Here is a 25,020-nt window from a genome sequence, read left to right as displayed (position 1 = left end):
GAGAGCCCCATTGAATCGCCGCCCCATCATCGATCCCGAAGTCTTGCCGGTCGAAGGCACCGGCGCCGGCCTGCCCGCCATCGATCCCCGCCTGATGACACCGTCCGGCTTGCGCGAGCGTTTCGCGCGCACGCTCGACTGGAGTGTCGAGCCCGGGGAGGCGAGGCTGCAGGAAGGTGTCGATCCGCGTAGCGCGGCCGTGCTCGTGCCGCTCGTGGTCCGCGAGTCGGGCCTCACCGTGCTGCTGACCCAGCGCGCCGACCACCTGAACGACCATGCCGGGCAGATCAGCTTTCCCGGCGGCCGTCGCGAACCGTTCGATCGCGATGCGACTGCCACCGCGCTGCGCGAGGCGAAGGAAGAGATCGGGCTGGCCGCCGAACGTGTCGAAATCCTCGGTGCGCTGCCCGACTACCTGACCGGCACCGGCTTCCGCGTGGCGCCGGTGGTCGGGCTCGTGCATCCGCCGTTTACCGTGCAGGCCGACACGTTCGAAGTGGCCGAGATCTTCGAGGTGCCGCTCGCGTTCCTGATGAATCCCGCGAACCATCAGGTCCGCGTGTTTCGCTGGGAAGGCGGCGAACGTCGTTTTTTTGCGATGCCTTATCCGAACGGCGAACCAGGCGGGCATTACTTCATCTGGGGCGCAACTGCCGGCATGTTTCGCAATCTGTACCGCTTCTTGGTCGCCGCATAGGCGTACACGCCGGCCGGCGCGCGCGGTCGGCCACCGGGCGACCGCGCCGGCAGCCATGCGGGGCTTACGCTGTGCTATCGTTATGCAAAAAATGACATAACTCCGAAGACGGCGCCACGCATGACTTTCTTTTCGGTTCTCCTCGCCCTCATCATCGAACAGGTCCGCGCGTTGTCGCCGAACAATCCAGTGTTCGCGCTGTTCCAGTTTCATGCGGAAACCGTCGCGCATGGTCTCGACGCCGGCAAGCAGAAGCACGGCATCCTCGCGTGGCTCGCGGTCGTGTTGCCGTGGGTGCTGATCGTCGCGCTGATCTATTTCCTGCTGTACAAGGTGAGCTTCGTGCTCGCGTTCCTGTGGAACGTGGTCGTCGTGTATTTCACGCTCGGCTTCCGCCAGTTCAGCCACTACTTCACCGACATCCACCTCGCGCTCAACAACGACGACGTGCCGCGCGCGCGCGAAATCCTGCACGAGTGGACGGGCATCGACACGGTCGACATGCCGGTCGGCGAAATCGTTCGACACACGCTGATCCACGCAGTGGTCGCGTCGCATCGCCACGTGTTCGGCGTGTTCTTCTGGTATGTGTTGCCGATCGGCCCGGCCGGCGCCGTGCTATACCGGATTTCCGAATACCTCGCACGTAGCTGGTCGACGCCGGGCGACGACCGCACGGCCGCCTTCTCGACGTTCGCGCAACGCGCATTCTTCGTGATCGACTGGATTCCCGCGCGACTCACCGCACTCGGCTTCGCGATCGTCGGCAATTTCGAGGATGCGATCTACGCGTGGCGCAACCACACGCGCCAGTGGCCCGACCCGAACGACGGCGTGCTGCTGGCAGCCGGCAGCGGGGCGCTCGGCGCACGTCTCGCGGGGCCGCTTGCGGAACCGTCGAGCCTCGACGCGCTGGCGGTCGGCGACAGCGGCCCGCTGACGGTCGGTGACGATTGCACGCCGCGGACGCTGCAGTCGGCGGTTGGCCTCGTCTGGCGCGCGGTGATCCTGTGGATGATCCTGCTGCTGATGCTGACGCTTGCCGTCTGGGTGTCGTGACGGGGCGGCGCAGCGCCCGATGAAAGGCAAAGGCCGGCATGATGCCGGCCTTTTTGCTGTGGGTCAGTCGTCGCGCGGATCGCGCACGGCGCCGCATTGCCAGCACGCCGTGAACTGGGCCTCGAGCGTCTCGCCGCACTGTCGGCAGCGCCATGGCGTGGCACCGGCCGACGCGCCGTTCGATGCGGTATCGAGGAGCCGGCGCGCGAGCGCGTCGTCGCGTTCGTCGTCGAGCCACAGCTCGGGCGTGCACGCGTCGGCGGGCAGGCCGCCGAGGGCACCGGTCGCGTAGCAGTTATGCAGCTCGCAGCCGATGCCGGCCACCTGAAGCACGTTGGCCCAATGCTGCGCCGTCGCAAGATCGGGTGCCTTGAAACGCATGGCGGCTCCTGTCGGTGAAGGCCGGCCGAACAGTACGGCCGGCCGCCGCGCGCCTGTCGCGCGATCAGCGGACGATCTGGCTCGCTTCATGCACGAGCTGCGCATACAGCGCATGCCGTGACGGTGCGATGCGGCCGTCGTCGACCGCTTCGAGAATCGCGCAGCCGGGCTCTTGCAGATGATGGCAATTATAGAAACGGCAGTCCGCGAGCAGCGGCCGGAATTCCGGAAACGCGCGCTCGAGACGGCCTTCCGTCAGATGGTAGAGGCCGAACTCCTGGAAGCCCGGCGAATCGATCAGTGCGCCGCCGCCCTGCAGCGGGTAGAGGCGCGTGAACGTCGTCGTGTGGCGACCGCTGTTGAGCGCGGCCGAGATCTCGCGCGTCGCAGCTTCGGCATCGGGAACGAGCAGGTTCACGAGCGTCGACTTGCCCATCCCGGACTGGCCGAGCAGGATCGTCGAATGCCCGGCGAGGTGCGGCATCAGTTGCGCGCGCGCGTCGTCGGGCGAGCCCTTCACCGACAGCTCGAGCACGTCGTAGCCGAGCGCGCGGTACGGTGCGAGGCGCTCGCGCGCAACCGGCAGCGCGGCTTCGACGTCGATCTTGTTCAGCACGACGAGCGGCTTCAGCTCGTTCGCCTCGGCGGCGATCAGCGCGCGGCCGAGCAGGTCCTCGCTGAAATAGGGCTCGGTCGCGAGCACGATCAGCAACTGGTCGAGGTTGGCTGCGAACAGCTTCGACTTGAACTGGTCGGAACGGTACAGCAGGTTGCGCCGTTCGCCGATCTCGACGATCACGCCCTGGTCGGCCGACGCGTGTTCGTACACGACGCGGTCGCCGACCGCGATGTCGCTCTTCTTGCCGCGCGGGAAGCACTGCAGCATCGGGCCGCCGTCGTCGGGCGCGACGATGTAGTGGCGCCCATGCGCCGCGATCACGCGGCCTTCGACACGTTGCGCGCCCGACGCGCGCGGGGCCGGCTTGCGGGAGGTCGGCCGGCTCATGCGTGCTGCAGCAGGCGGTCGATCCGCTGCGATGCGGGCGGATGCGAGTAGTAGAAGGCCGTGTAGACGGGGTCGGGCGTCAGCGTCGACGCGTTGTCTTCATAGAGCTTCACGAGCGCGCTGACGAGATCCTGCGCGTCGGTCTGGCTGGCCGCGAACGCGTCGGCCTCGAATTCGTGCTTGCGCGACGCGAGGCTGCTGAACGGCGTGGCGAAGAACAGGAACACCGGAATCGCGAGGAAAAACAGCACGAGCGCGGCGCCCGCATTGCTCGTGTCGAGCGACGGCGTGACACCGAGCCCCGTATAGAACCACGTGCGTTGCGCCAGCCAGCCGAGCAGCGCAAGCAGCACGAGGCTCAGCACGAACGACACGAGCATCCGCTTCATCACGTGGCGGCGCTTGAAATGGCCGAGTTCGTGCGCGAGCACGGCTTCGATTTCCTGGCCGGACAGGCGCGCGAGCAGCGTGTCGAAGAACACGATCCGCTTCGACGCGCCAAAGCCCGTGAAGTACGCGTTGCCGTGCGCGGAGCGGCGGCTGCCGTCCATCACGAACAGCCCCTTCGCCGCGAAGCCGCAGCGCTTCATCAGCGACTCGATGCGCGAGCGCAGCGCGTCGTCCTTCAGCGGCTCGAACTTGTTGAAGATCGGTGCGATGAAGGTCGGGTAGATCAGCAGCACGAGCATCTGGAACGCGACCCAGACGATCCAGGTCCACAGCCACCAAAGGCTGCCGGCCTGGTTCATCAGCCACAGCACGACGAACAGCAGCGGCAGGCCAAGCACGGCGCCGAGCAGCGAGTTTTTCAGCATGTCGGTGAAGAACAGCCGCTTCGTCATCCGGTTGAAGCCGAAACGCTGCTCGATTCCGAACTGGCGGTAATACTCGAACGGGACGTCGATCACGCTCGTGATCACGAGCACGGCGGCGACGAGCGCGACCTGCTGCCCGTAGCCGCGGCCGAGCCAGCCGGTCAGCAGCGTGTCGAGCGCGCCGATGCCGCCGAGCAGCGTGAGGCCGACCAGCACGGCCGCGCTGACGACGATCTCAAGCATCGTCAGCCGGGTACGCTCGACCGTATAGTCGGCCGCGCGCTGGTGGGCGGTCAGCGGGATGGTTGCGCTGAACTGCGCGGGCACGCCGTTGCGGTGCGCGGCAACGAAGCGGATTTGCCGCGACGCGAGCCACAGCTTGGTGACGACCATCGCGAGCACGGCGAGCGCGAACAGCAGGGTGAACGAAAAGGGTGACATCGAAGGCGCCAAAGGGTTCTATGCGAGAATTATATGTTCTTGCGGACCGGTCCCGCTGATGCGATGCCGCCCGCCCGGGCGGCGCCGCGCGCCGTCCGCCATTTTCCAGGATGACTCATGACCGATACCGCCGCTTCCGCCAGCCAGCCCGCGCTCGTGCGCAACGAGTTGAACCTCGTCTGGCTCGACATGGAGATGACGGGCCTCGACCCGGATAACGACCGCATCATCGAGATCGCGGTCGTCGTGACCAATTCCACGCTCGACATGGCCGTCGAAGGCCCCGTGTTCGCGATCCACCAGAGCGACGAAACGCTCGCGAAGATGGACGACTGGAACAAGTCGACGCACGGCCGCTCGGGCCTGATCGACCGCGTGCGCGCGTCGACCGTAACCGAGGCGGAAGCCGCCGCGCAGCTGCAGGCGTTCCTCGCGCAGTACGTATCGCCCGGCAAGTCGCCGATGTGCGGCAATTCGATCTGCCAGGACCGCCGTTTCATGGCGCGTTGGATGCAGGAATTCGAGAAATTCTTCCACTACCGCAATCTCGACGTGAGCACGCTGAAGGAGCTGTGCCGCCGCTGGCAGCCCGCGATCTACAAGGGCTTCCAGAAGCGCGCGATGCACACGGCGCTCGCGGACATCCACGAGTCGATCGACGAGCTGAAGTACTACCGCGAGCATTTCCTGATTCCGGCCGCGCCGGCGTCGGCAGGCGAGTCGGCGCCGGCCGCCTGAGCGGGCCGGCACGCGCTCAGCGCTCGACAAACGTTCAGCGCTGCGCGCTTTTCGGCCGGAACGCCGCGACCACCGCGGCGTCGGTCTCGATGTACGGGCCGCCGATCAGGTCGATGCAGTAGGGCACCGCGGCAAAGATGCCGGACACGGTCGACTTGCCGTCGGCATCGCGCAGCCCTTCGAGCGTTTCCCGGATCGACTTCGGCTGGCCGGGCAGGTTGATGATCAGCGCCGCATGGTCGGCCGTCTCGCGGATCACCGCAACCTGCCGCGACAGGATCGCGGTCGGCACGAAATTCAGGCTGATCTGCCGCATCTGTTCGCCAAATCCCGGCATTTCCTTCGTCGCCACGGCCAGCGTGGCCTCGGGTGTCACGTCACGGCGCGCGGGGCCCGTGCCGCCCGTCGTCAGCACGAGGTCGCAGCCGGCGACGTCGACGAGTTCGGCGAGGGTTGCGGAGATCGTCGGCGCGTCGTCCTGGATCAGACGCGTTTCGGCGCGCCACGGCGAGACCAGCGCGCCGGCGAGCCACTCCTGCAGCGCCGGAATGCCCTTGTCTTCGTAGACGCCCGTGCTGGCGCGGTCGCTGATCGACACGAGGCCGACGACGAGCTCGTCCGGGTGGTCAGGCTTCGTCGTCGTCATGGTCGTCTCCGGCGTCGTCGGCCGCTTCGTCGTCCCCGCCGGGCGTGCCGCTCGAGGTCTTGATCCACTGGAACAGCTCGCGGAAGTAGCGCGGCGGCTTGCCTTGCTGCGCTTCCTTGCGCGCGTTGCGGATCAGCGTGCGGCCTTCCTGGATGTCGGCCTCGGGGTGCTGGCGCAGGAATTCGGTCAGCGCGTCGTCGTTGGCGAGCAACTGGTCGCGCGTGCGCTCGATCCAGTGCAGGCGGGCCGTCGCGGCCTTGTTGACGCCGCGCTGCGCGTCGAGCGCGGTGCGCAGCGCGGCCGTCTCGTCGTCGGTCAGCGAGCGCATCACGCGGCCGACGTACTGGAGCTGGCGGCGCTTGCCTTCGTGATCGGTGATCCGGCGCGCCTCGCGAACGGCGTCCGACAGACTTTCGGGCATCGGCATGCGCTTCAGCGCGTCTTTCGGCAGATCGACGAGCGCCTGGCCGAGCACCTGCAGCTCGTGCATCTCGCGCTTGAGTTGGGATTTGCTGGGGCGATCGTAGCCGTTGTCGTCGTCTTCGACGGCATGCTCGATCGGCTGGATTCGGGTTTTGCGTGTCATGGGCGGCATTGTATCGCGGCGCGCGCACCCCAAGCTTGTCTGTGCCCGGCCCCGGACCTTGCTATGATCGCGGGATACGCAACATTTTGAACATGCGGGCGCCCGCCCGCCACCGGATACCAAGACGATGGCAGCCAATCTCGACGTACAAGCGCGCTATTTCCCGCACACGCAGGACCAGCTCAAAGAAATCGCGTCGGACATCCTTCGCCATGCGAAGGCACTCGGCGCGTCGGACGCCGCGACCGAAATCTCCGAGGGCGACGGCCTGTCGGTGTCGGTGCGTCGCGGCGAAGTCGAAACGATCGAGCACAACCGCGACAAGATGGTCGGCGTGACCGTGTTCATCGGCAAGAAGCGCGGCAACGCGAGCACGTCGGACTTCTCGCCGGCCGCGATCAAGGATACCGTCGCCGCCGCCTACAACATCGCGCGCTTCACGGCCGAGGACGAAGCGGCCGGCCTCGCCGAGGCCGAGTTGCTCGAAACCGACCCGCGCGACCTCGATCTCTATCACCCGTGGGCGCTGACGGCCGACGAGGCCGTCGAGCTCGCCCGCCGCGCGGAAGATGCCGCATTCGCGGTCAGCCCGCAGATCCGCAATTCGGAAGGTGCGAGCGTGTCGGCGCAGCATTCGCAGTTCGTGCTCGCGACGTCGCGCGGCTTCCTGTCCGGCTATCCGTACTCGCGCCACTACATCGCATGCGCGCCGATCGCGGGCAGCGGCCGACACATGCAGCGCGACGACTGGTATTCGTCGAAGCGCAGCGCGATCGATCTCGCGGCACCGGAAGCGGTGGGCCGTTACGCGGCCGAGCGTGCGCTCGCGCGGATGGGCGCGCGCCGTCTCGACACCCGCAAGGTCCCCGTGCTGTTCGAGGCGCCGCTCGCGGCCGGCCTGCTCGGCGCCTTCGTGCAGGCCGTGAGCGGCGGCGCGCTGTACCGCAAGACGTCGTTCCTCGTCGACAGCCTCGGCAAGCCGGTGTTTGCGCCGCACATCCAGGTCGTCGAGGATCCGCACGTGCCGCGCGCGATGGGCAGCGCGCCGTTCGACGAGGAAGGTGTGCGTACGCGTGCGCGCAGCGTCGTCAAGGACGGCGTCGTCGAAGGCTACTTCCTGTCGACCTATTCGGCACGCAAGCTCGGCACGCAGACCACCGGCAACGCGGGTGGCTCGCACAACCTCGCGCTGCGCAGCTCGACCACGCAGCCGGGCGACGATTTCGACGCGATGCTGAAGAAGCTCGGTACGGGTCTGCTTCTGACCGAGCTGATGGGGCAGGGCGTGAACTATGTGACGGGCGACTATTCGCGCGGCGCGGCAGGTTTCTGGGTTGAGAACGGCGTGATCCAGTATCCGGTTGAGGAAATCACCGTCGCGAGCACGCTGCAGGAGATGTTCCGGCATATCGTCGCGATCGGCGCGGATTCGATCGTGCGCGGCACGAAGGAAACGGGCTCGGTGCTGATCGAGCAGATGACGATCGCGGGGCAGTAAGCCGCGCGCGGCGCAGGCCGCCACGAATTGAAAAAGCCTGACCGTGAACTGGTCGGGCTTTTCTCATTGAGCGCGACGCGTCAGCCGCGCTTGCGTTCGTAGACGACGAACGCATAGCCGAATGTGTTCGGTGCGGCCGCCTGGTGCGCATCGCGCGAGACTTCCTGCCAGTGCGCGGCGTCGGGTGCCGGAAACGATGCGTCGCCGTCGAAGTCGGCATCGATCTCGGTGACGACCAGTTTGTCCGCGAGCAGGAGGCCTTCCGCGTAGAGTTGCGCACCGCCGATCAGGAATGCCTCGGGCACCCCGTCGCGCGCCGCGAGGGCCAGCGCGTCGGCGAGCGACGTGACCGTGTCGCAGCCATCGAAGCGGCGCGCTGCGTCGCGCGTGACGACGATATTGCGGCGGCCCGGCAGCGGCCGGCCGATCGACTCATGGGTCTTGCGGCCCATCACGATCGGCGCGCCCATCGTCGTGCGCTTGAAGAACGCGAGGTCCTCGGGAAGTTTCCAGGGCAACTGGTTGTCGCGGCCGATGATGCCGTTGCGGGCGCGCGCGACGATCAGGGTCAACGTCGTCATGAAGGTCGGGAAAGAGGAAAACCGGAATGGCGCCGATTCTACCGGAACGGCGGTGCGTGCAGGATTCCGGACACGCGCATCCGCTTTCCAGTACCGCGCGCCACGACGCGTGATGCCATGCGTCGCGGTGACGGATTGAATAAAAAGAGTGCCCGCCGGGGGACGGGGCACAAAACCGTCTCGTGTTGCGGGGGGCGGTGATGGTGGTCCCGATCGATGCTGTCCGGCCAATTCAATCAATACGGAATACTAATCGAATGGATCGACGCATGCTCACTGGCGCGTGGTGCCTTGCGCGTTTCTCTCCATCGCGTGCTGCACGTCGCCTGGCAGTGGTACCGGGAGCGGCGTCGGCAGTTGGGGCGGTGGCGGGATCTCGTCCCACAGCGTCACCGAAGTCTTGCCTGCGGGCAGCGGTTGCGGTGCCGACACGGTCACGATGCTGAACCCGTTGCCGGGCTGTATGCTTGGCGCATTTTCGGCAAGCAGCATCGCGCGATCCAGCTTCACGGTTTTACCCGCGTGCGCCGGCACGGGCGGGCCGGCGGCCGCGAGCGCAATCGCTACCGGCGCGAAAGCAAGTAAAAGATTTTTTCGCATGGTCGCTGTCTCCGATGTTTTCCGTATTCAGCGAAATGCATGCCATCGCGCCGGGACCGTTGTCACGACTGCGATTCACGCGCAAGCGTTGAGAATTGTGGTGGGAAACGCCTGAAAATGTTTCAGGCCTGAAACAAGGGGGCTCGGGAATACTGCGGATTCAATCGATACGCTTCAAGGATGAAAATCTGCGCGTGTGCCGATGAAAGAACACTTCGCTGCGCAAGTGCTATGTGCAGATGATTGACGTGCGTCGACTTCCTGAGCGATTCGGCCGCATCGCCACTGGCGCTGAAATCGATTTGTCGTATTCAGTGCCTATAACTAAGCTGTCTTGATCAAAAAAACGGACGCGAGATAAGCGCCATCATGCGAGGCTTTGTCGTTGCCGCGCATCGGCATGGCGAATCGAGCCACCATTGGCTGACCCGATTCGATCCTTTCGCACGTGACTTGACGTGCGCGGCAATCGTTAGATGGTTGATGAACGGGGTGGGCATATGGGAGCCGATCAGCGGCACGTGATCTATTATTCGCGCGAACCGAACGACGCGTTGCGCGGCCATTTCGACGAATGCGGTTGGCGTGTCGATCTCGCGGAGACCGTACGCGACGTACGGCGCGTCGTGCAGCACGGCGTTGCAACGGCCGGTCTGCTCGATTTCTCGCCGGGCTTCAAGCCCTCGGACCTGCGCGAACTCGAATCCTGCCTGAGCATCCAGCACATCGGCTGGATCGCCGCGACGCGGCGCGGCCAGTTGCAGGACGCCACGTTGCGCCATCTCATTCGCGATTATTGCTTCGACTACGTGACGATGCCGTACGAGACGTCGCGGATCGTCGAGACCGTCGGTCATGCGCATGGCATGGTCGCGCTGACCGAACCTGTTGTGCCGCCCGCCGGTGCGGGGCGCAGCGAAGGCGAGATGGTCGGTACCTGCGATGCGATGCTCGGACTCTTCAGGACAATCCGTCGCGTCGCGGCGACCGATGCACCGGTGTTCATCTCCGGCGAATCGGGTACGGGCAAGGAACTGACGGCGGTCGCGATTCACGAGCGCTCGTCGCGCGCGCAGGCGCCGTTCATCGCGATCAATTGCGGGGCGATCCCGTCGACGTTGCTGCAGGCCGAGTTGTTCGGCTACGAGCGCGGCGCATTCACTGGCGCGAACCAGCGCAAGATCGGCCGCGTCGAGGCCGCCAACAGCGGCACGCTGTTTCTCGACGAGATCGGCGACCTGCCGCTCGAAAGCCAGGCGAGCCTGTTGCGCTTCCTGCAGGAAGGCAAGATCGAACGGCTCGGTGCGCACGTGTCGGTGCCGGTCGATGTGCGCGTGATCTGCGCGACGCATGTGGACATGGAAACGGCGTTGCGCGAAGGACGGTTCCGCGAAGACCTGTTCCATCGCCTGTGCGTGCTGAAGATCGAAGAGCCGCCGCTGCGTGCGCGCGGCAAGGACATCGAGGTGCTCGCGCGCCACATGCTCGAGCGTTTCAAGGGCGATGCGCATCGCCGCCTGCGCGGCTTTTCCCCTGATGCGGTGGCCTCGCTGTACGGCTATTCGTGGCCGGGCAACGTGCGTGAGCTGATCAATCGCGTGCGCCGTGCGATCGTGATGTCGGAAGGCAGGATGATCACCGCGGCCGATCTCGAGCTGCACGCCTTCGCGACCCTCGCGCCCGTGTCGCTGCTGGAGGCGCGGGAAGCGGCCGAACGGCAGGCGATCGAGCAGGCGCTGCTGCGCCATCGCGGCCGTTTTGCGGACGCCGCACGCGAACTCGGCGTGTCGCGCGTCACGCTTTACCGGCTGATGTGTGCGCACGGAATGCGCGACCGCGGCGATACGCTGGCAGGGTTTTCGGCGCCGTTGCCGGAGCTTCCGCAGCACGCTTGCTAAAATTGGCGGGTACGGCCGCCCTCGCGGCCGAAGGAACCCGCATGAAACAGTATCTCGACCTCGTTCGTACCATTCTCGATACCGGCAGCTGGCAGGAGAACCGCACGGGGATCCGCACCGTCAGCATGCCGGGCGCGATGCTGCGCTTCGACCTGCAGCAAGGCTTCCCGGCCGTCACGACCAAGAAGCTCGCGTTCAAGTCCGCGATCGGCGAACTGGTCGGTTTCCTGCGCGCGTCGCGTAGCGCGGCCGATTTCCGCGCGCTTGGCTGCAAGGTGTGGGACGCGAACGCGAACGAGAACGCGCAATGGCTTGCGAACCCGTATCGCCAGGGCGTCGACGATCTCGGCGACGTGTACGGGGTCCAATGGCGTCAGTGGCCGGGATACAAGGTGCTCGACGCGGGCGCCGACGCGCAGATCGCCGACGCGACGCGTCGCGGTTTCCGGATCGTCACGCGTTTTGACGAAGACGGCGCGCCGAAGGTGCTGCTGTACAAGGCGATCGACCAGTTGCGCCAGTGCCTCGACACGATCATGGAGAACCCGGCCGACCGTCGCATCCTGTTTCACGCGTGGAATCCGGCCGTGCTCGACCAGATCGCGCTGCCTGCATGCCATCTGCTGTACCAGTTCCTGCCGAACGCGACGAAGCGCGAGATCTCGCTGTGCCTGTACATCCGCAGCAACGACGTCGGGCTCGGCACGCCGTTCAACCTGACGGAAGGGGCCGCGCTGCTGTCGCTCGTCGGCCGCCTGACGGGCTACACGCCGCGCTGGTTTACGTATTTCATCGGCGATGCGCACATCTACGAGAACCAGCTCGACATGCTGCAGCAACAGCTTGCGCGCGAGCCGTACGAAAGCCCGCGGCTCGAGATTGCCGAGCGCGTGCCCGAATACGCGAAGACGGGCGTCTATGCGCCCGAGTGGCTGGAGCAGATCGAGCCGTCCGATTTTTCGCTCGTCGGCTACCGCCACCACGAGCCGCTGACCGCGCCGATGGCGGTCTGATTGCCCGGCCCGGACCGCGCGGTTTCACCGGCCCGGCCCCCGCAGAAAGATGGCCCGACCGGCTGATGCCGGTCGGGCCTTTTTGTTCCACGTTTGCGGCACTTACTGGCGGTGCCGCTCATCGTGACCGCCTTGCGGCGGCGGGTTGCTCGGGCGCGGTGCTTCGACGTGCGGCGCCGGTTGCGGCCGCGGTTCCATCCGGGGTGCGGGCATCGACGGTCGCGGCTCCATGTGCGGCGCGGGCATCGACGGCCGTGGTTCCACGCGCGGCGCCTGCGGTTGCGGGCGCGGCATTTCGTGCACGGCGGGGGCCGGCGGGTGGTACTCGTTCACGCGCGGCGGCGCGACTTCGCGGTGCGGTGCCGGTTGCGCGAATTCGGGGCGCGGTTGCGGCGCGGGGGCGGCCCGTTCCGGTTGCGGCTGCGGCTGCGCATGCTGGGCCGGCGTCGGCAATTCCGGGCGCGGACGTGGCTGCGGGATCTGCGCTGTCGTGTCGATCCGCGGTTGCGGCAGCGCACGCGGCGCTTCGTTCCGGCCGTCGGGATGCGCGCCCTGCGGCGCCGGCGCGCCGTCAGGATGCGGCACCGGCACCGCGCTGCGCACGGGCGGCAGCGCATTCTGTCCTGCCGCGTGGAGCGCGGTCGGCGGGGTGGGGCGCTGGCGCTCCATCGGCGTGTGCGGCTGCATCCATGCAGGCGACGGCGCCTCGGCTGCGTGCGTGTTGCCGATGGCCGACGGGAAATTGCCGGCCACCGGCGGATGCGGGACGCCGTTTCCGGGCCCGAATGCCTGATGCGGTGCCGGGTTACCCGGTGCCTGCGGCATGCCGCCGTTGGCGAAGCGCGGCGCATTGGGGTTCTCGCCGTTCGCCGGCCGCGCGATATTGGGCGCGCCCGGCACCGGCACTGGCACCGGTGCACCCGTCCGTCCGGCCTGCACGGCGGGCGGCTGGCCTTCGCGCGGCGCGCGTGTCGGCTGCACGACGGGGCCGTGCGGATTCACGAGCTGTACGTTGTGCATGGCCCATGCGCCGCCGTTCGGGTTGCCTGGAACGCGAACCGGGCGAGCCGTGTAGTCGGCCGGCACGTTCGTCTTCACGACGGGGGCGCCGGCGCCCGGTACGCGCCCGCCTTGCTGCGCGAGGTGGGCGGCGGCCTGGTCGCGATACGCGGCCGGCACCGCAGGATTGCGCGTCGCGACGTACGGGTGCTGCGCGATGGCCGCCGGCGGACGGTAGTCGGCATTGCGCAACCCGCCGGTAAAGCTCTGGCGCACCGGCGCAATGCCGGGCGTACCCGGTGTCACGTGCGCGTTGCGCCACTGCTGCGGATCGACGTGCTGCGAGAAGTGCGCAACAGGCTGGCCGTGCACGAACGCGGAGGCCGGCACGGCCGTGATCGCGTGCGGCGCGTGGAAGTTCACGTACGTCTTGTTGATGTTGGTGATATTGGTGATGTTCGTCACGTTCACGGTCTTGTTCACGTTCACGTTGACGTTGTTCACCACGATGTTGCGGTTCACGCGGTCGTAGTAGTGCGGGCTCCAGCCGCCCCAGCCCGGGTGCCACGATTCGCCCGGGCCGAGCGCGAACCATGCGCAGCCGGCCGCGGCGACGCCGCCGACGGTAAGCGCGACGCTCCAGTCGGGACCGCCGCCGCCACCGACGAACGCGACGAGCGCCGGCGCATAGACGGGCGGCTCGCTGACGACCATCGGGCCGGGCACCCATGCCCAGCTATCGTCCACGTACGCCCAGCGACCGTAGTGATACGGCGCGAAGCCCCACGGTGCATCGTCGACCCATGTCCAGCCCCACGGCGCCTGCCAGATCCAGTGGCCGTCGTGATACGGCGCCCAGTCGGCCGGCGTGTCGTTCGGCACCCATACCGCGCCGTAATTCGGGGTTTCGCGCCACGTGCCGTTCGCGTCGAGATCCTGGTAGCCGGGAACGTCGCGAGACACGTAGCGGGCCGATACCGAGCGCTCCTCGGCCGCGTCGCGGCTGGCAGCCCACTGGTCGAGCGCATCGGGCCCAGGCGCCGGCGATTGCTGCGCAACCTGCAGGTCGGTGCCCGTGAACACGACCTGCTGTCCGGGCGACAGCGGATACTGCCCGTTGCTGCCGTAGACGGTCGCGCTGCCGCTGCGCACCGTTACCGTCGTGCTCGCGCCGTTCGGCGCGACATCGACGCGATAGTCGCCGGGGCTCGTGATGCCGAGCGCGAGGTTCGGCGTGTCGATTTCGTACGCCCCGCCGGCCGGCAGCTCGCGCACGTGCGTCGATACGGTGCCGAGGCCGACCTTCAGTTGCGTCGTCGTGTCGTCGAGGTTCAGCACCGACAGGCTCGTCGAATTGCCGAGCCGCACCGCGGTCGAGCCGATGTGCAGTTCCGAGCGCGCGCCGGCATCGTTCCAGAGCTGGTCGCCGGTCGTCAGCGGCCGGTTTACGGCGGCATACGACCAGGTATCAGTGCCGGCCGGTTCGGTCGTCACGGCGCCGGACAGGTAATTGAGCCGCGCGACGCGGCTCGGCGGATCGCCACCCGGTTGCCGTGCCGCGGCCGCATACGGCCGGGCATCGGCCGATTGCGCGAATGCGGGGGGCAGTGCCGCAAGCGCGGCGAACGCGAGCAGCGTGTAGCGGGCGGTTCGCTTGAGCGTGAACAGGGTGGCCATGGTGAACGTCTTCGTCGTTATCGCGGCGCGTCGATTCGTGCCGTTGAGTTCACAATATCCGCTCGGCCTGTTTCAATGCTCGGTGTTTTGTAAGCCGGATGGCACGCGATGTAACAAAACCTGTCCATCGCGCGCCGTTGTCGTGCAGCCGCAATACAGGCGTCAAGCGGACGTAAGCCACCCGTCGAAAACCTGCTGCCCGGGCACGGTGACGCGCAGCACGCGCGGCCGAGCGGAGCGCTCGATCCAGCCGTGCGCGCAGAAGCTGTCGAGCAGCGCGGCGCCGAGCGCGCCGCCGAGATGCGAGCGCCGCTCGCTCCAGTCGAGACAGCCGCACGCGAAACGGCGCCGGCGCGCGCGCTGCTGGGCGACGTCGATGCCCCATTGCGCGAGTGCCTGGGTGCCGAGTTCGGTGGTCTCGATCGCATCGCCGCTGGCGAGCAGCCAGCCGCGCGCGGTGAGCCCGTCGAAGATGCGCACCGCGAGCTCGCCGGCCATGTGGTCGTAGCAGGTGCGCGCGTAGCGCAGTTCGGCCGGCACCGTGCGCGACGGCGGCGGAACCGGGCGGTGCGGCGCGGCCGCGCGGGCGACGTTCGCGAGCGCCTCGAGCGACGCCGCGATGTCGGCCGATGCGATCCGGTAATAGCGGTGCCGGCCGCGCACGTCGAGCGCGAGCAGGCCGCCGTCGGTCAGCCGCGCAAGGTGCGCGCTCGCCGCAGACGGCGACAGCCCCGCGATCATCGTCAGTTCGCCGGCCGGTCGTGCGCTGCCGTCCATCAGCACCCACAGCATCGCGGCGCGCCCCGGGTCGGCGATCAGCGCGCCGATGCGGCTCAGGCCCGGAAAGTGGTGGTCGTCGTGATCGGTCATCGTCGTGTCTCGTCAGGCGGGATGACTTGCAGTGTAGTGGGTGCCGGCATTCGATGTTTCGGATCCGGCTGAAATGTCGGATGCAGCGATGGCGGCGCGGGTACCGGCCCTGCGGCGGACCGGACTGCGGCCCCGAGCAGGGCACGCGTAGAATGGCCGAACGGGGCGGCAGCGGGCCGCCGCACGTGACACGATGCAACGATGAAGACGATTTTTTGCCTGTTGGCGGCCGCGCTCGTCTGCGCGGCCTGTGCGCAGGGCGGCGCGGGCACCGCCGGCGAGCGGGGCGGCAGCCTCGAGATGTACGGAACGATCGATCAGGGCATCACGATACGCCGCTGACGGGCGCCGATTCATGCGCGTGGGGGCGGCCAACGCCGCCGCGCCACACGGGGCGCGCCGCGACGCGTTGCCGCAGTGCAACGTATAATGGCCCGATTACAGCGCCCCTGCCGCCTGGAGCCAACAAGATGTCCCAACCGTCCCCCGTACCGGCCGCCCTCGACCGCACCGAAACCGTATTCCGCTTCCTCGCCGAGCCGTCGTCCGTGAACTTCGGCGGCAAGGTGCATGGCGGCGCGCTGATGAAGTGGATCGACGAGGTCGCCTATGCGTGCGCGGCCGTCTGGTCGAGCCGCTATTGCGTGACGGTCAGCGTCGGCAACATCCGTTTCCAGCGTCCGATCCTGGTCGGCAATCTCGTCGAGCTGAAGGCGCGCGTCGTCGCGACGGGCCGCACCAGCATGCACATCCATGTGTCCGTGCACGCCGGCGACCCGAAGGGCGGCGTGCTGCGCCAGACGACCGACTGCCTTGTCGTGTTCGTCGCGGTCGACGAGAACGGCAACCCGGTGCCGGTGCCGCCGTTCGTGCCCGAGACCGACGAACAGAAGGTGCTCGCGAAATATGCGGCCGACGTGCGGGCCGCGCTCGACAAGATCGTCGAGATGAAGCCGGAAGAGGTCGCGAAGGGCGCGGTCTGACCGTCCGCGGGCGCTGCGCGCTTCGCGCCGCGCCCGTCGTCCTGCCTTCACCGCGATCCGATCATCTGCTCGGGACGCACCCACGCATCGAATTCCGCCTCGGTCAGGTAGCCGAGCGCGAGCGCGGCGGCCTTCAGCGTCGTGCCTTCCTTGTGCGCCTTCTTTGCGATCTGCGCGGACTTGTCGTAGCCGATATGCGGATTGAGGGCCGTCACGAGCATCAGCGATTCGTTCAGCAGCAGGTCGATGCGCGCGCGATTCGGCTCGATGCCCACCGCGCAGTGGTCGTTGAAGCTCTGCGCGCCGTCGGCGAGCAGTCGCACCGATTGCAGCACGTTGTGCGCGATCATCGGCCGGAACACGTTCAACTCGAAATTGCCGCTCGCGCCGCCGACGTTGACCGCGACGTCGTTGCCGAACACCTGGCAGCACAGCATCGTCACGGCCTCCGACTGCGTCGGGTTCACCTTGCCCGGCATGATCGAACTGCCCGGCTCGTTCTCCGGAATCGACAGTTCCCCGAGCCCGCAGCGCGGCCCGCTCGCGAGCCAGCGGACATCGTTCGCGATCTTCATCAGGCCGGCCGCGACGGTCTTTAGCGCGCCGTGCGCGAACACCAGCGCGTCGGCGGCCGCCATCACCTCGAACTTGCTCGGCGCCGTCACGAACGGCAGCTTCGCCAGGCGGCCGATTTCGTCGGCAACGCGCACCGCGAACTCGGGATGCGCATTCAGCCCCGTGCCGACCGCGGTGCCGCCGAGCGCGAGTTCGTACAGGTGCGGCAGTGCCGATTCGACGTGACGGACAGCCTGGTCGAGCTGCGCGACGTAGCCGGAAAACTCCTGGCCGAGCGTGAGCGGTGTCGCATCCTGCAGGTGAGTGCGGCCGATCTTCACGATGTCGGCGAACGCCTTCGATTTTGCGTCGAGCGTCGCGCGCAGCGTGCGCAGCGCCGGCAGCAGGTGGTTGACGATCGCGTATGCGGCCGCGACATGCATCGCGGTCGGGAACACGTCGTTCGACGACTGGCCGCGGTTCACGTCGTCGTTCGGATGAACCTTGCGCGCTTCGCCGCGCTCGCCGCCCATCAGTTCGCTCGCGCGGTTCGCGATCACCTCGTTGAGGTTCATGTTGGTCTGCGTGCCGGAGCCCGTCTGCCAGACCGCGAGCGGGAATTCGCGCGGATGCTTGCCGGCGATGATCTCGTCGGCCGCGTCGATGATCGCGCGCGCCTTGTCGTCGGCCAGCACGCCGAGCGACTGGTTCACGGCGGCCGCGGCGCGCTTGACGATCGCCAGTGCGTGGATCAGCTCGGGCGACTGCTTCTCCGTCGAAATCCGGAAATTCTGCAGCGAGCGCTCGGTCTGCGCGCCCCAGAGCCGGTCGGCCGGCACGGCGATCTCGCCGAACGTGTCGCGTTCCATCCGAACTGCTTCGTTCATGATGCACTCCTCCTGGAAAGGGGAAAGGCCGCGCGTCGCGCGGCGTCAGACGTATCGTGAGGCAGTCGCGCCGCTTGCACGGCGTCTTGAGGTCTTCAGCCGACAAGCATAGCGCCGGCCGCGATTTCGTGTCGTGTCGCGCTCAGTGCCGCGCCGCGATGAGCGACGCGGTCTTCAGATGAAAGCGCCAGGCCATCAGCGCCGCGACGCTCGCGAGGCCGGCCGCGAGTCCCCACCACAGGCCACGCGCGCCGAGGCCCGCATGGAACGCGAACCAGTAGCCGGTCGGGAAGCCGATGCCCCAGTAGCCGAAGGTCGCGGCGAGCATCGGGACGCGCGTGTCCTTCAGGCCGCGCAGCGCGCCCGACGCGACGGTCTGCATCCCGTCGACGATCTGGAACACCGCGGCGATGCCGAGCAGCGACGCGGCGAGCGACACCGTGGCCGCGTTGGCCGGGTCATCGAGGTGAAGGTACAGGCCGACGATCGTGTGCGGCGCGACGATCATCACGACGCCAGACAGCGACATGAACGCGACGCCGAGCGCGAGCGCGACGAAGCCCGCATGCCGCGCGGCGACGGGCGAGCCCGCGCCGACCCAGTAGCCGACGCGGACATTGGCGGCCTGGCCGATCGCGAGCGGCACCATGAACGACACCGACGCGACGTTCAGCGCGATCTGGTGCGCGGCGAGCGACGTCGCGCCGAGCACGCCGACCGTGAGGCCGGTGCCGAGGAACAGCGTCGATTCGACTCCGTACGTGATCGCGACAGGCCAGCCGATGCCGATCAGCTCGCCCATCACGGGCAGCTTCGGGCGCGCCGCGGTCACGAAATGGCGGAAGCGCTGCCGGCCGTGCAGCAGCCAGATCAGCGCGAGCGCGGTGAGCCAGATCGTGATCGTCGTCGCGACCGCCGAACCGAGAAAGCCGAGGCGCGGCAGCCCGAATGCGCCGTGGATCAACCCGTAGTTCAGCACGCCGTTGACGCCGACGCCGCCGATCGACACCCACAGCAGCCGTCGCGCGGCACCGATCGCCGGCAGGAACGCGCGCATCAGCCCGACGCCGATCAGGCTGCCGAGCGCCGCGAAGCGCAGGATGCCTGTGTATTCGCCGACGTGGCGCGCGAGCAGCGGCGGCTCGTGGAACATCAGCAGGATCGGTTCGGCCAGCGACAGCGCGATGATTGCCGGAATCGCGAGCAGCACGGACAGCGCGAAGCCCGTCCAGTAGATGTGCGGCACGCGGTCCTCGGCCTGGGCGCCGCGCGCATGCGCGACGCTCACGCTGACCGACGACAGCACGCCTTGCAGAATGGTCACGATGACGAAGAAGAAGTTCGCGCCGAGACCGCCGGCCGCGAGCGAATCGGGGCCGAGCGAACCGAGCAGCACCGTGTCGGTGACGCTCATCGCCATCTGTGAAAGTTGCGCGATCGCGAGCGGTGCGGCGAGGCGCGCGGTATCGGCGGCGTGACTGGACAGGGACGGCGGCGCAGCGGCCGTCCGCGTGAGACCGGAATGCGACATGGAATGGGCGCTCGCGCGGGTACGGGCCCGCGCTGTCTGTATTTATTTTGAGAGACGGCTAGCTTACGGCTTTATTCGTACTGTGTCGAACGCGCGCGCCGATGGCCATGTCGGGGGCAGGGGGAACGACCCTAGCCTAGGCCTCGCGCACCGCGATGCGCGTGTCGCCGAGCAGCACGACCTGGCCCGCGCGGATCTTGCAGGTCTTGCGAAGCTCGACCGCGCCGTCGACTTTCACCGCGCCGGACGCGACGATCAGCTTCGCGGTGCCGCCGCTGTCCGCGAGGCCGGTGATCTTGAGAAGGTTGTGCAGCTCGACGTATTCGCCGGTCAGCGTGAAATCCAGATTGGGCATGACGAAGAGGGTGCGCAATGCGCAGGAGGAATCGCCCCGCATCATACGGCACCGCGGGCCGGCGCGCGAGCGCGGCCGGCCGCGGCACGCAGTTGTTAAGGACTGTGAGCGATTCGTCAGCAAATGAAACGGTGGGTAACAGTCTGAGAGATTCGAGAACCGGCCGTGCGGGCCGCGGGTCTTTTGTCGTACCTGCTGCGTGTTGCGGCGGGGGACGCGACGGGCCGCATCGCTGCGGTCCGCGCCCACAATTTCTTGAGGAGGATCGTCATGTCCAAGATTCGTACGATGCTGATCGGTGCCGCGCTGACGGCGTTCGCCACTTCGGCCGCGTTTGCCCAGACGGGTACGGCGGCGCAGGGTGCGGCAGGTGCCGGCGTGCAGGCTCAGACCCCGGCGGCGGGTGTCGGCGCGGGCGTGCAGGGCAGCGCCGGCGCGAACGCGTCGGGCAATCCGGTCGGCGGCGCAACCGAGGCGGTCGGTGCGGCAGCCGACGGCGCGAAGGATACGGCGTCGTCGGCCGTCCATTCGGCCAAGAAGCACGTGAAGCATGCCGCGAAGTCGACCAAGAGCCATGTTGGCTCGGCCAAGGCGAAGGCCGACGAAGCGACCGAAGGCGGCGCATCGGTCGGCGCGGAAGGCGGTGCATCGGCCCAGGGCGCCACGCAGTAAGCGGCGCTGGTGCCGCACGACGCTCGCCCCGGAGGGCGCGTCGTGACGGTGGCTGTCCGGCGGCCCGGTTCGCTTCGTGCGAACCGGGCCGTTTTCATCGGGTCATGCTTTCAGCAGAACGGGCGCGCGGTCACGGCCGGCGCTGTCCTTGCCCTTGTCCCGGGCCCTGCGCGGGTCGCGCGGCGGCCGGCGTGAATACGCTGCGCAGCCACGCGGCGAGCCGCGCGAAGACGTCGTACGGCTCTTCGACGAATATCTCCGGCTTCAGCAGCCGCAGATATTCCATGATCTGCTGCGCTTCCTGCTTCTGGAACGAGCCATGCGCGAGCCCGAGCCGCAGCAGCCCGCGCAGTTCACCGAGCTTGTCGCGCGCGGTGCTGCCGACGCTCATCTCGCACGCGAGCTTGGCCTCGTAAATCCGTTGCCGCAGCGATTCCGCGAGCCGCCACGCGGGCGTCTGCATCAGTTCCTCGAGCGTCTGGATGTCCTGGGCCGCACTCTTGATCTGCGACGCGAGCGGGTCGATCAGCGACGGGTCGCCCTGCGCTTCGGCGACGATCGCCTTCGCCCAGTCGCGGCACGCCTTTGCGAGTTCGTCGGGCGTCCATTCGGAGCGCGATGCGAAGCCGAAACCGAATTCGGCGGCCTGCCGCATCAGGATCGCGACGACGTCCGGAAACTCCTTGTCGAGCGTGCGCTTTGCCCACGCGTACTGGCCGCCCTGCAGCATCCGCTGCACCGCGTGCTCGGTCAGCGGCACCATGTTGTCGAGCAGCTTCGCGCGCAGGAAATCCTCGAACGACGGCGTCGCGAACTGCGGGTCGAGTTTCAGCGACACGCGGACGAACGCGTCGTAGTCCTTGCGCAGGGACTCGAGCGTGTCGTCCTTGAGGGAAAGGGTGATCTGGCCCATGAATCGTCTCGATGGCGGCCCGCGCAAGCCGGCGGCCGGCACGGCGCACCGGTACGGGCGCAGCGTCGACTGACCGGTGCGCGCCGAGGCCGGTGGCGGGTTTTCATTCCCTATATCGGCACGCCGGGCGGAAACTTGAGTGCGCGTGGCTGAGCGTTCGCTCAGACGGGCAGCCAGTGCGGCAGCACGATCCCTTGCCAGAAAAAGAATACCGCGAGCCCCGCCGCGATCGTCACGAGCGGGCGGCGGGTCGCCGCCGACACGAGCACGGCGGCGAGCGCGCCGACGAGCTGCGGATTGCGCCAGGTCAGCTCGGCCGTGCCGCCATGCGGCGACACGGTCATCGGCACGATGATCGCGGTCAGCACGGTGACGGGCACGAAGCCGAGCGCGGTCCGCACGAGCGGCGGGAAGGTCAGCCGCTCACCGAACAGGAACAGCGTCGTGCGGATTGCGTACGTGATGACGGCCATCCCGAGGATCAGCAGCGCGTAGCTCACGATGCGGCCTCCGTGCGCGAGCCGGCGCGCGCGCGTTCGTGCAGCAGCGTGAGCGCGACGCCGATCGCGACGCCGGCGGCGACCGCGCCGAGCAGTCCGAGCTTGTACGGCCAGCCCTGCCAGAAGTACGCGAGCGTGCCGGCCGTCGCGGCCGCCGCGAAATAGCGCAGCGTGCCGAGCTGCGGGACGACGATCGCGATGAAGGTCGCCGCCATCGCGAAATCGAGGCCGAGCGACTGCAGGCCGGGGAACGCCGCGCCGAAGCCGATGCCCGCGAGGGTCCAGACCTGCCAGTTCAGGTACATCGCGAGCCCGGAGCCGAAGAAGTAGTGCGGGCCGATCGCACCGGGAGGGAAGTGCCGGTAGTGCGCATAGGCGACCGCGAACACCTCGTCGGTCATCAGCGCGCCGAGCGTGGCGCGCCAGCGCAGCGGCAGGTGCGCGACATAGGGCGCGAGCGTCGCGCTGTACAGCAGGTGGCGCAGGTTCACGATCAGCGTCGTCGCCAGCACGACGACGAAGCTCGCGCTGCCCGCGATCAGGCCGAGCGCGATGAACTGTGCCGAGCCCGCGAACACGGCGAGCGACATCAGCGCGCCGTGCCACGCGGCGAGCGGGCCGCCGCCGACGAGCGTGCCGAAGATCACGCCGAATGGCGCCGCGCCGATCATCATCGGGATCGTGTCGCGCGCGCCGTCGAGCCATTCGTTGAGCGGGCGGCGAGGGGGTGATGCGGGTGTCGGGTTCAAAGAGCGCTCCTCCATGAGTGGGAGGATAGCGGGCCGGTGGTTTGCGGGCTTGTATGTTCTTGCGCTCGCGGGGTTCGAGGCGGATGCCCGGGCGTTTGCCGGCGCGGCGGCAAGCGACGGCCGGGTGCCGGAAGCGGGAAACCGCGCGTCAGCTTGCCTGCCAGCGTCCGGGCGGCACGCCGAACATCCGTTTGAAATGCCGCGTGAAATGGCTCTGGTCGACGAAGCCGCTGGCCGCCGCGACGTCGGCTACGGGCACGCCTGCGCGCAGCGGCGCCAGCGCGCGCTGCAATCGCAACTGGTTGCGCCATGCATGCGGCGGCATGCCGGTCGTACGGGTGAACAGGCGCGCCGCGTGGAACGGCGACAGGCCGGCCGCCTGCGCGACTTCGTCGAGCGTCACCGTGCACGTGAGATCGGCGGCGAGCCGCTCGCGCATCGCATCGACGCGCGGTTCGTCCGCCGCGAGCGGCGCCGGGCGCGGCAGCGCGTCGGCATGGCGCACGATCAGCGTCGACAGCGCGTCGAGCATCGCCGTTTCGGCCGCGAGCGGATCATAGATGCGCGGCGCGCCGGAGGCCGGATCGCCGGCCGGCTGCCCGTGAGCATGCGCGACCGGCGCGCGCGCGCTGCCTGCCTCCATCATCCGGTGCGCCAGCGTGAGCCGGGCCGCGAGGTCGGCGTCGCGAATCACGTCGGGGGCAAACCACGGGGCGTCCTGCGGGCGGCCGGCGATCGCGCTTGCGAGTTCGCGGATGAATTCGACCGGCATGTAGCTGACGCGATAGCACCAACCTTCGTCGGCCGCGCGCGAGCCCGTATGCACTTCGCCGGGATTGATCACGGGAACGGTGCCCGTTTCGGCGACGTAGCCGCTGCCGCGATAGGTGAAACGTTCCGCGCCTTCGAGAATCACGGGAATCGTGTACGCGTCGTGCCAGTGGGGCGCGAACGTGTGGTCGCGATAGGTGGCCGTGACGAGATCCGCGTCCGGCAGCAACGGCGTGCGCCAGTAGCGTGCAGAGTCTGGGAGGCGGGTGGCGGACATGATCGGGCGCGGAAGCGGTCGAACCGACAGTGTATCGCTCGCGCGCCCGGCGGGTGGGGGCTTTACTTGACCGGAATCGTCGTGCCGGCCGGCATCGGCACCGCGGTGACGGCGTTCTTCGGGCTGCCGCTGACGATGCGGTCGCTGTAGGTCAGGTAGACGAGCGTGTTGCGCTTCTTGTCGACCACGCGCACGACGTGCAGCGTCTTGAAGATGAACGACATGCGCTCGCTGAACACGTCGGTCTGCTGCTTGAGCGGTTCCTTGAAGCTGATCGTGCCGACCTGCCGGCACGCGATCGACGCTTCGCTCGGATCCTCGGCGACGCCGAGCGTGCCCTTGATGCCGCCCGTGCGTGCGCGGGACACGTAGCAGGTCACGCCGTTTACGACCGGATCGTCGTACGCCTCGACGACGACGCGGTCGGAGCCCGTTACGCGGAAATGGGTGTTGACGCTGCCGACTTCCTCCGCGTGCGCGAGCGGCGCGGCGGCGAATGCGGGGAGCAGGAGGGCGAGGGGTGCGGCGCGCAGGAGGCGGTGCTTCATCGACGGAACCGGATACGAATGCGGGACAGAGACTCTAGCATGCGCGGGACCGGGCCACGAAAACGCGAAAGGGCGGCCGGAAAAACAAAAGGCCCGTCGAATGACGGGCCTTTTGCTGTCTGGCTCCCCGACCTGGGCTCGAACCAGGGACCTACGGATTAACAGTCCGGCGCTCTACCGACTGAGCTATCGGGGAATAAATCGGTACATCTGCGTGTTCGCGGTTACCAGCAAAAAGCCCGTCCACTTTCAACGGGCCTTTGCGTTTTTGGCTCCCCGACCTGGGCTCGAACCAGGGACCTACGGATTAACAGTCCGGCGCTCTACCGACTGAGCTATCGGGGAACAAACAGCAGAGAAACGAGATTATATGGAGTGTCGGCTAACCCGTCAACCCCTTTGGCGCGCGCCGCACAAAAAATTTCTGCGGCCGCCGCGCGATCATCGCTCGAGCAGGTGCAGCTTGTCCTGCACGTCCTTCCATTCGTCCGCGTCGGCCGGTGCCGGCTTGGTCTTCGTGATCGACGGCCAGCCCTTTGCCAGCTCGGCGTTCAGCTCGGTGAACTGCTGCTGGTCGCCCGGAACGTCTTCTTCGGCATAGATCGCATTGGTCGGGCACTCGGCGACGCACACGGCGCAGTCGATGCACTCGTCCGGATCGATGGCGAGAAAGTTGGGACCTTCACGGAAGCAATCCACCGGGCACACATCCACGCAATCCGTGTATTTGCACTTGATGCAGCCTTCGGTCACAACGTGAGTCATTAAAACGCT

General features: G+C 67.7%; 27 protein-coding genes and 2 tRNA genes. 9 read left to right on the top strand and 20 right to left on the bottom strand.

Annotated elements, in window-relative coordinates:
- Positions 1–10 precede the first annotated feature (10 nt).
- Positions 11–697, top strand: coding sequence for a CoA pyrophosphatase (locus JYG32_RS09115; RefSeq protein WP_213263374.1), 687 nt, complete (start codon positions 11–13; stop codon positions 695–697).
- Between the two features lie 120 nt (positions 698–817).
- Positions 818–1,756 carry a CobD/CbiB family protein gene (locus JYG32_RS09110; protein ID WP_213263373.1) on the top strand — a complete coding sequence of 313 codons (939 nt, stop codon included), beginning with the start codon at positions 818–820 and terminating at the stop codon, positions 1,754–1,756.
- A gap of 63 nt (positions 1,757–1,819) precedes the next feature.
- Here JYG32_RS09110 and JYG32_RS09105 read toward each other — a convergent pair whose 3' ends face one another.
- The 3 genes from JYG32_RS09105 to JYG32_RS09095 form a co-directional block, all read right to left on the bottom strand.
- Positions 1,820–2,137 (bottom strand): DUF2007 domain-containing protein, encoded by a 318-nt coding sequence (locus tag JYG32_RS09105; RefSeq protein WP_213263372.1) that lies wholly within the window; start codon positions 2,135–2,137, stop codon positions 1,820–1,822.
- A 64-nt stretch (positions 2,138–2,201) separates the two neighbouring features.
- On the bottom strand, positions 2,202–3,143 hold the full coding sequence (rsgA, locus tag JYG32_RS09100) for a ribosome small subunit-dependent GTPase A (RefSeq protein ID WP_213263371.1): 942 nt from the start codon (positions 3,141–3,143) through the stop codon (positions 2,202–2,204).
- Positions 3,140–4,399: a M48 family metallopeptidase gene (locus JYG32_RS09095; protein ID WP_213263370.1), complete on the bottom strand. Its 1,260-nt coding sequence runs from the start codon at positions 4,397–4,399 to the stop codon at positions 3,140–3,142. Before JYG32_RS09095 ends, rsgA begins: the two co-directional genes overlap by 4 nt.
- Before the next feature lie 117 nt (positions 4,400–4,516).
- Between JYG32_RS09095 and orn the strand changes: the two genes are divergently transcribed.
- Entirely contained in the window at positions 4,517–5,137 is a 621-nt protein-coding gene (gene orn, locus JYG32_RS09090) for an oligoribonuclease (RefSeq protein WP_213265350.1), read from the top strand.
- A 34-nt stretch (positions 5,138–5,171) separates the two neighbouring features.
- On the opposite strand, the gene mog is transcribed toward orn, so the two are convergent.
- Positions 5,172–5,783 (bottom strand): molybdopterin adenylyltransferase, encoded by a 612-nt coding sequence (mog, locus tag JYG32_RS09085; protein ID WP_213265349.1) that lies wholly within the window; start codon positions 5,781–5,783, stop codon positions 5,172–5,174.
- Positions 5,764–6,369, bottom strand: a complete 606-nt coding sequence (gene yjgA / locus JYG32_RS09080; RefSeq protein WP_283842725.1) for a ribosome biogenesis factor YjgA — start codon at positions 6,367–6,369, stop codon at positions 5,764–5,766. The genes mog and yjgA overlap by 20 nt, the downstream gene beginning before the upstream one ends.
- Positions 6,370–6,496: 127 nt before the next feature.
- Between yjgA and pmbA the strand changes: the two genes are divergently transcribed.
- Complete coding sequence (pmbA, locus tag JYG32_RS09075; RefSeq protein WP_174383167.1) at positions 6,497–7,867, top strand: metalloprotease PmbA; 1,371 nt, start codon at positions 6,497–6,499, stop codon at positions 7,865–7,867.
- Between the two features lie 80 nt (positions 7,868–7,947).
- On the opposite strand, the gene JYG32_RS09070 is transcribed toward pmbA, so the two are convergent.
- Complete coding sequence (locus JYG32_RS09070; RefSeq protein WP_174383168.1) at positions 7,948–8,448, bottom strand: dihydrofolate reductase; 501 nt, start codon at positions 8,446–8,448, stop codon at positions 7,948–7,950.
- Between the two features lie 273 nt (positions 8,449–8,721).
- Entirely contained in the window at positions 8,722–9,048 is a 327-nt protein-coding gene (locus JYG32_RS09065; protein WP_213265348.1) for a hypothetical protein, read from the bottom strand.
- Positions 9,049–9,548: 500 nt separating this feature from the next.
- Here JYG32_RS09065 and JYG32_RS09060 point away from each other — a divergent pair, with 500 nt between their 5' ends.
- Both JYG32_RS09060 and JYG32_RS09055 read left to right on the top strand, forming a co-directional pair.
- Positions 9,549–10,946 carry a sigma-54 dependent transcriptional regulator gene (locus tag JYG32_RS09060; protein ID WP_174383170.1) on the top strand — a complete coding sequence of 466 codons (1,398 nt, stop codon included), beginning with the start codon at positions 9,549–9,551 and terminating at the stop codon, positions 10,944–10,946.
- Positions 10,947–10,987: 41 nt separating this feature from the next.
- Positions 10,988–11,959: a thymidylate synthase gene (locus JYG32_RS09055; RefSeq protein WP_174383171.1), complete on the top strand. Its 972-nt coding sequence runs from the start codon at positions 10,988–10,990 to the stop codon at positions 11,957–11,959.
- A 102-nt stretch (positions 11,960–12,061) separates the two neighbouring features.
- Here JYG32_RS09055 and JYG32_RS09050 read toward each other — a convergent pair whose 3' ends face one another.
- Together JYG32_RS09050 and JYG32_RS09045 are read right to left on the bottom strand one after the other, a co-directional pair.
- A complete protein-coding gene (locus tag JYG32_RS09050; protein ID WP_213265347.1) occupies positions 12,062–14,635 on the bottom strand; it encodes a DUF6600 domain-containing protein in 2,574 nt (857 codons plus the stop codon).
- A gap of 162 nt (positions 14,636–14,797) precedes the next feature.
- Positions 14,798–15,505, bottom strand: a complete 708-nt coding sequence (locus JYG32_RS09045) for an ArsR/SmtB family transcription factor (protein WP_174381642.1) — start codon at positions 15,503–15,505, stop codon at positions 14,798–14,800.
- 201 nt (positions 15,506–15,706) lie between these two features.
- Here JYG32_RS09045 and JYG32_RS09040 point away from each other — a divergent pair, with 201 nt between their 5' ends.
- Entirely contained in the window at positions 15,707–15,847 is a 141-nt protein-coding gene (locus JYG32_RS09040) for a hypothetical protein (protein WP_174381643.1), read from the top strand.
- 128 nt (positions 15,848–15,975) lie between these two features.
- A complete protein-coding gene (locus JYG32_RS09035) occupies positions 15,976–16,488 on the top strand; it encodes an acyl-CoA thioesterase (protein WP_012328135.1) in 513 nt (170 codons plus the stop codon).
- Between the two features lie 47 nt (positions 16,489–16,535).
- Here the strand turns inward: JYG32_RS09035 and fumC are convergent, their stop codons facing one another.
- The 3 genes from fumC to JYG32_RS09020 form a co-directional block, all read right to left on the bottom strand.
- A complete protein-coding gene (gene fumC, locus JYG32_RS09030; RefSeq protein ID WP_174381644.1) occupies positions 16,536–17,930 on the bottom strand; it encodes a class II fumarate hydratase in 1,395 nt (464 codons plus the stop codon).
- A 142-nt stretch (positions 17,931–18,072) separates the two neighbouring features.
- Positions 18,073–19,461, bottom strand: a complete 1,389-nt coding sequence (norM, locus tag JYG32_RS09025; RefSeq protein ID WP_174381645.1) for a multidrug efflux MATE transporter NorM — start codon at positions 19,459–19,461, stop codon at positions 18,073–18,075.
- 136 nt (positions 19,462–19,597) lie between these two features.
- On the bottom strand, positions 19,598–19,816 hold the full coding sequence (locus JYG32_RS09020; protein ID WP_006486208.1) for an RNA-binding S4 domain-containing protein: 219 nt from the start codon (positions 19,814–19,816) through the stop codon (positions 19,598–19,600).
- A gap of 270 nt (positions 19,817–20,086) precedes the next feature.
- Here JYG32_RS09020 and JYG32_RS09015 point away from each other — a divergent pair, with 270 nt between their 5' ends.
- Complete coding sequence (locus JYG32_RS09015; protein WP_174381646.1) at positions 20,087–20,488, top strand: hypothetical protein; 402 nt, start codon at positions 20,087–20,089, stop codon at positions 20,486–20,488.
- Positions 20,489–20,618: 130 nt separating this feature from the next.
- Here JYG32_RS09015 and JYG32_RS09010 read toward each other — a convergent pair whose 3' ends face one another.
- The 8 genes from JYG32_RS09010 to fdxA form a co-directional block, all read right to left on the bottom strand.
- On the bottom strand, positions 20,619–21,401 hold the full coding sequence (locus JYG32_RS09010; RefSeq protein ID WP_174381647.1) for a DUF4088 family protein: 783 nt from the start codon (positions 21,399–21,401) through the stop codon (positions 20,619–20,621).
- A 161-nt stretch (positions 21,402–21,562) separates the two neighbouring features.
- Positions 21,563–21,901, bottom strand: coding sequence for an AzlD domain-containing protein (locus JYG32_RS09005; RefSeq protein ID WP_174381648.1), 339 nt, complete (start codon positions 21,899–21,901; stop codon positions 21,563–21,565).
- Positions 21,898–22,665 (bottom strand): AzlC family ABC transporter permease, encoded by a 768-nt coding sequence (locus JYG32_RS09000; protein ID WP_213265346.1) that lies wholly within the window; start codon positions 22,663–22,665, stop codon positions 21,898–21,900. The genes JYG32_RS09005 and JYG32_RS09000 overlap by 4 nt, the downstream gene beginning before the upstream one ends.
- Positions 22,666–22,798: 133 nt before the next feature.
- Positions 22,799–23,698, bottom strand: coding sequence for an AraC family transcriptional regulator (locus JYG32_RS08995; protein ID WP_213265345.1), 900 nt, complete (start codon positions 23,696–23,698; stop codon positions 22,799–22,801).
- 62 nt (positions 23,699–23,760) lie between these two features.
- Complete coding sequence (locus JYG32_RS08990) at positions 23,761–24,246, bottom strand: CreA family protein (RefSeq protein ID WP_213265344.1); 486 nt, start codon at positions 24,244–24,246, stop codon at positions 23,761–23,763.
- 120 nt (positions 24,247–24,366) lie between these two features.
- Positions 24,367–24,442, bottom strand: a tRNA-Asn gene (locus JYG32_RS08985).
- Positions 24,443–24,515: 73 nt separating this feature from the next.
- Positions 24,516–24,591 (bottom strand) — tRNA-Asn (locus JYG32_RS08980).
- 96 nt (positions 24,592–24,687) lie between these two features.
- Positions 24,688–25,011 (bottom strand): ferredoxin FdxA, encoded by a 324-nt coding sequence (fdxA, locus tag JYG32_RS08975; RefSeq protein WP_034183076.1) that lies wholly within the window; start codon positions 25,009–25,011, stop codon positions 24,688–24,690.
- Between the last annotated feature and the right edge of the window lie 9 nt (positions 25,012–25,020).

It is taken from the genome of Burkholderia pyrrocinia (genome assembly GCF_018417535.1).
In the GTDB taxonomy this organism is placed as follows: Bacteria; Pseudomonadota; Gammaproteobacteria; order Burkholderiales; family Burkholderiaceae; genus Burkholderia; species Burkholderia pyrrocinia_E.
The sequence above is the reverse complement of the archived record's forward strand: the minus strand, read 5'-3'. Positions and strand labels throughout refer to the sequence as shown.